This window comes from Pseudorhodoferax aquiterrae, from assembly GCF_014652235.1.
In the GTDB taxonomy this organism is placed as follows: domain Bacteria; phylum Pseudomonadota; class Gammaproteobacteria; order Burkholderiales; family Burkholderiaceae_C; genus Pseudorhodoferax; species Pseudorhodoferax aquiterrae.
Genome location: NZ_BMYK01000067.1, coordinates 1 through 5,088, shown reverse-complemented (window position 1 = coordinate 5,088; position 5,088 = coordinate 1). Strand labels below are relative to the sequence as shown.

The following is a 5,088-nucleotide window of genomic DNA, read 5'->3' as shown; positions in this document are numbered from 1 at the left end:
CCCCTGTCCCTCCGCTGGCGCTCCGGGCAACCTGCGGTGCTCGCGCCATGGGCTGCATTGCGCAACTCGCTGCGTTCACTGCGTTCACTGCGCTCGGACAAGCGCAATGAGTCAGATGTTGAAGCGCGTGGTTCCCCGCGCAGCCCATGGCACTGCGCTCCTCGGCAGGGGCACAGGGGAAAGTCCCACACGGGCCATCGCTGCGCTCGGCCTGGGGCTCGGGCCGTCGCTGCGCTCGGCCCTTGATGGAGTCGGGCGACGTCATCTCACGCTTCGACGCCAGCCAATCCCGCACGCAGCGCGGCCTCGTCCAGATCCTGCCCAATGAACACCAGCCGCGTGCCGCGCTTCTCGTCCTTGCGCCAGGCGCGGTCGAAGTGGTGGTCGAAGCGGCGCCCCACGCCCTGCAGCAGCCAGCGCATGGGCTTGCCCGGGATCTCGGCAAAGCCCTTCACGCGCAGGATGGTCTGCTGCTCCACCAGCCGTGCCAGCGCGGCCAGCAGGCGCTCGCGGTCCACGGCCGGCAGTTCGATCACATGGGCGTCGAACTCGTCGTGGTCATGGTCTTCCTCGTGGTCGTGGTGGCTCTCGCGCGCATCGATGGTGGTCTCGGACGCCTTGGCCAGGCCCAGCAGCAAATCCAGCGGCAACCTGCCCTGCGCCGACTGCACGACCTTGACGGCGGGCGGCAGCTCCTCGCGCACCAGGGCGGTCACGCGTTCGACGGCGGCGGCGTCCACGAGGTCGGTCTTGTTGAGCACCACGAGGTCGGCCGCCGAGAGCTGGTCTTCGAACAGCTCGTGCAAGGGCGATGCGTGGTCGAGGTTGGGATCGGCGCGGCGCTGTGCGTCCACGGCCACGGGGTCGGCGGCGAACTGGCCGGCGTCGGCGGCGGGCGTGTCGACCACGGTGACCACGGCGTCCACCGTGAACACGTTGGCGATCTCAGGCCACTGGAAGGCCTGCACCAGCGGCTTGGGCAGCGCCAGGCCGCTGGTCTCGATCAGCACGGCGTCGATGCGGTCACGGCGTTCGGCCAGCGCCTGCATGACCGGAAAGAACTCCTCCTGCACCGTGCAGCACATGCAGCCGTTGGCCAGCTCGTAGAGCGCGCCCTCCTGCGCCTGTCCATCCTCGTCGCAGCCGATGCCGCAGCCCTTGAGGATCTCGCCGTCGATGCCGAGTTCGCCGAACTCATTGACGATCACGGCGATGCGCCGGCCGGCGGCGTTGTCCAGGATGTGGCGCAGCAGCGTGGTCTTGCCGCTGCCCAGGAAGCCGGTGACGATGGTGGCGGGGATCTTTTGCATGGGAAGCTTCTCCAGAAGGGATGTCAGAGGGTGCGCAGTGCGGGCAGCACCTCGCGGGCGAACAAGGCCATGGCGTCCAGGGCCTGGGCGTTGGTCCACAGGCCGTTGGCGTTGAAGACACAGCGCAGGTGGGCGATGCCGGTGCGCGCGTGCAGCGCGGCGATCTGGGCATGGCAGGCTTCGGGCGTGCCGTGGATGAACTGCTCGCGCAGCACGCGGTCGGTGTCGATGGGCGGCACCTGGTCCGCGGGCACGCCGCGCTTGCCCGCGAAGTAGACGCGACGCTGGTACAGCTGCGGCCACAGCGTGGCGAGCTGCCCGGCAACTGCGGCGTCGTCATGGCCGATGCAGACGTAGCGGGCCAGCGAGGAGCGTGTCTGCAGCGCGGCAGCGTCACGGCCCTGCGCTGCGGCCGCTTCGTGCAGCCGGGCCAGCTGGACGCCCTCGGGCGGCTCCAGGCTCAGCAGCAACGGCAGATCCTCGGCCAGCGCAAAGCCCAGCGTCTCGGCCGTGGAACCTGCGACATAGAGGGGCGGGTGCGGCCGCTGCACTGCAGGCGCCATGGCCGCGCGTGCCGCAAAGGTCCAGGCGCCCTGCCCGGCCGGCAAGGCCTCGCCGCGCAGCGCCTGGCGCAGCATGCGGCAGGACTGCTCGAAGCGCTCGCGCGTGGCCTCGGGCGCGATCTGCAGCGCCTGCAGTGCGGCCGGCTCGGTGCCGCGGCCGATGCCCACGTCGAGCCGGCCCGCGCTCTGGAAATCGACCTGGGCGATCTCCTCGGCCAGCAGCAGCGGGTGGTGCAAGGGCAGCACCAGCACCGAGGTGCCCACACGCAGCCGCTCCGTGCGCGCGAGCAGGGCCGCGGCCAGCAGCAGCGGCGCGGGGTACGGCCAGGGCGTCTCGGGCAGGCGGAATTCGTTGAACCAGACACCGTCGAAGCCCAGTTGCTCGGCGCGCTCGAACAGCCGGGCGAAGGCGCGGTGGTCGCCGCAGGTGGCCTCGCGCGTCCAGCCGGCCAGGTCAATCCGCATGCGCAGCCCCTTGCAAGCGGTGCGCGCGCAACAGCGTGTGCGGTGGCACGGCCACGCGCTCGAAGCGCACGCCGAACACGGCGTCGAGCGCGCTGGCGTGCAGCAAGTGGGCACCACCGTCCAGCGCAATGCGGCCCCGGTCCAGCACGACGACGCGTTCGAAGTGCTGGAACGCGAGATCCAGGTCGTGCATGGCGACCACGACCAGGCGCTCGCGCCCGCGTGCGGCCAATGCTTCGACGAGCGCCAGCCGGTGGCGCACGTCCAGCGCCGCCCCGGGTTCGTCGGCCAGCAGCACGGGCGGGTCGGTGGCCAGCACGGTGGCGAGCAGCGCGCGGGCCTGCTCGCCGCCCGAGAGCGTGGACCAGTGCCGCGCGGCGAAGGCCGACAGGCCGGCCTGTTCCAGCACGGCGCCGGCGTCCAGCGCCGACTGCTGGCCTTCGAGCCGCATGGACACGAGCTCGTCCACGCGCAGGTCCCAATGCGGCGCGAAATGCTGGGGCATGTAGCCGATCGCGCGGGCACGGCAAGGCACGGGCATGGCCGCCAGGTCCGCACCGTCCAGCAGCACGCGGCCGGCCTGCGGGGCGAGCAGCCCGGCCAGCAGCGACAGCAGCGTGGACTTGCCGGCGCCGTTCGGCCCGACCAGGGCCACGGCACCGAGCGCGGGCAGCGCGAGGCCCACGGCATCGACCACGGCGCGGCCGCGCCGGCACAGCGTGAGACCTTGCGCCTGCAGGCGCGGTGCGGATGTGCTCATACGGATCTCAGGCGCCGCGCCAGCAGCACGATGAAGAACGGCCCGCCGGCCACGGCCGTGATGAGGCCCAGCGGCACCTCGGCCGGCGGCAGCGCCGAGCGTGCGATGGCGTCGGCCACGGTCACGACGATGGCGCCCACCAGCGCGGAGGCCGGCAACAGCCTTCGGTGCAGCGGCCCCACCATCCAGCGCGCGATGTGCGGTGCGGCCAGGCCCACGAAGGCCACGAGGCCGCCATAAGCCACCGCAGCGGCCACCACGAGCGCGCCCACGAGCACGGCGCGCGGCACGAAGCGCGCCACGTCCAGGCCGAAGCCCTGGGCCGCCTGGTTGCCCAGGCCCAGCAGGTCCAGCCCGCGCGCGATGGTCCGCGTGGCGGCCAGGCAGGCCACGGTGATCAGCGCGAGCAGGCCGAGGCCGGCCCAGCTTGGCGTCTGGATGCCGCCCAGCACCCAGCTCATGACGACCTGCAGGCTCACGGTCTCGTCGGACAGCGCCAGCATCAGGAAGGAGCGCACGGCGCCCAGCACGGCCGCCAGCGCCACGCCGGCCAGCAGCAGGCCTGCAGCATCCAGCGCGCCGGCCACGCGCGCCACGCCCAGCACCAGCAGCGTCGCGCCCCAGGCGCCGAAGAAGGCCAGCGCGGACAGCGTGAGCGCCTGCGGCAGGCCCAGCGGCACCAGCAGCGCGACGGTGGCGCCAAGCGCCGCGCCACCCGATGCGCCGAGCAGGTAGGGCTCAGCCAGCGGATTGCGGAACACGCCCTGGAACACCGTGCCCGACAGGCCCAGCAGCGCGCCGACCAGGGCCGAGGCCAGCACGCGCGGCAGCCGCCACTCGAACAGCAAGCGGCTGCGCAATGCCTCGTCGCCGAGCACCGCGCGCCAGACATCGGCCGGGCTGGCCCACTGGTGGCCGGCGCAGGCGCCCAGCAGCAGGCACAGCGCCAGCAGGGCCCAGGCCCCACCCCAAGCACGCCAGGCGATCACGCGGGATGCAGCCATTGCGCGAGCTTCTCCACGCCATCGACCGTGCGCGGGCCAGGGATCAGGAATTCGGAGCGCGCCACCGTGACGGCGCGCCCTGCCCGCACGGCGCGCATGTCGCGCCAGCCAGGCTGGGACGCGAGGTCGCGCAGCGCCTGCTCGGTGCCCGCGAACAGCAGCACATCGGGATCGGCCGCGAGCACGGCCTCGGGCGAGACCTGGGGCACGGCGCCAGCGCCGGCCAGCGCAAAGCGGCCGCCCGCGCGCAGCATGGCTTCGCCCGTGTAGGTATGGTCGCGCGCCACGAGCAGCATGCCGTTGCCCAGGCGGCCGGTGAGCATGAGCATGCGTGGCGGTGTGCGCCCAGCCACATGGGCATCGACCTGGGCGAGCCTGTTCTGCAGGCGGGTGGCCAGGGCCTCGCCACGGTCGGGCACACCGCCGGCCTGCGCAATCAGGCGCACATTGCCCAGCACCTCGTCCAGCGAGCGGCTCAGCAGCACGAGGATGGGCACGCCGATGCGCTCCATGGGCGCGACGAGCTGGTGCGCGGCCTGGCGCGCGGGCGTGACGATGACGAGGTCGGGCCTTTGCGCCACCACCGCGTCGGCCGAGAAACCGAGCCGGCCACCGACCTTGGCGATGCGCTGCACCTCGGGCGGAAAGCGCGTGAAGTCCTCCACGCCCACGATGCGGTCCAGCATGCCGAGCGACACCACGAGCTCGGTGTTGGACGAGAAGATGGTCACGATGCGCTGCGGCGGCGCGGGCAGCACCACGCGGCGGCCGAGGGCGTCGTGCAGCACCGTGGGGGCTGCGACTGCGGGCAGGCCGGCAAGCGCCAGGCTGCCGGCAGCGCAACGGCGCAGGAGGACGCGGCGCGCAGTCGATGACAAGGCCGTCTCAGTCATGCTGGGCCGAGCGCAGCGATGGCCCGTGTGTGACCCCGCGCCCCGGGGTCGCCCTTTCTTTGGTGACTTTCTTTCGGCGAAACGAAAGAAAGT

At 72.5% G+C, this 5,088-nt stretch carries 5 protein-coding genes; all 5 read right to left on the bottom strand.

Annotated elements, in window-relative coordinates; all coding sequences use genetic code 11:
- Positions 1 to 266: 266 nt before the first annotated feature.
- From cobW to IE209_RS33430, 5 genes are read right to left on the bottom strand one after another with little or no spacing between them, the layout of a single operon-like run.
- A complete protein-coding gene (cobW, locus tag IE209_RS33450; protein ID WP_189691174.1) occupies positions 267 to 1,310 on the bottom strand; it encodes a cobalamin biosynthesis protein CobW in 1,044 nt (347 codons plus the stop codon).
- Positions 1,311 to 1,333: 23 nt separating this feature from the next.
- Positions 1,334 to 2,338 (bottom strand): LLM class flavin-dependent oxidoreductase, encoded by a 1,005-nt coding sequence (locus IE209_RS33445; protein ID WP_189691173.1) that lies wholly within the window; start codon positions 2,336 to 2,338, stop codon positions 1,334 to 1,336.
- Positions 2,328 to 3,098: an ABC transporter ATP-binding protein gene (locus IE209_RS33440; RefSeq protein WP_189691172.1), complete on the bottom strand. Its 771-nt coding sequence runs from the start codon at positions 3,096 to 3,098 to the stop codon at positions 2,328 to 2,330. Before IE209_RS33440 ends, IE209_RS33445 begins: the two co-directional genes overlap by 11 nt.
- Positions 3,095 to 4,102, bottom strand: coding sequence for a FecCD family ABC transporter permease (locus IE209_RS33435; RefSeq protein ID WP_189691171.1), 1,008 nt, complete (start codon positions 4,100 to 4,102; stop codon positions 3,095 to 3,097). Before IE209_RS33435 ends, IE209_RS33440 begins: the two co-directional genes overlap by 4 nt.
- Positions 4,084 to 4,995, bottom strand: a complete 912-nt coding sequence (locus IE209_RS33430) for an ABC transporter substrate-binding protein (RefSeq protein WP_189691170.1) — start codon at positions 4,993 to 4,995, stop codon at positions 4,084 to 4,086. Before IE209_RS33430 ends, IE209_RS33435 begins: the two co-directional genes overlap by 19 nt.
- Positions 4,996 to 5,088 lie beyond the last annotated feature (93 nt).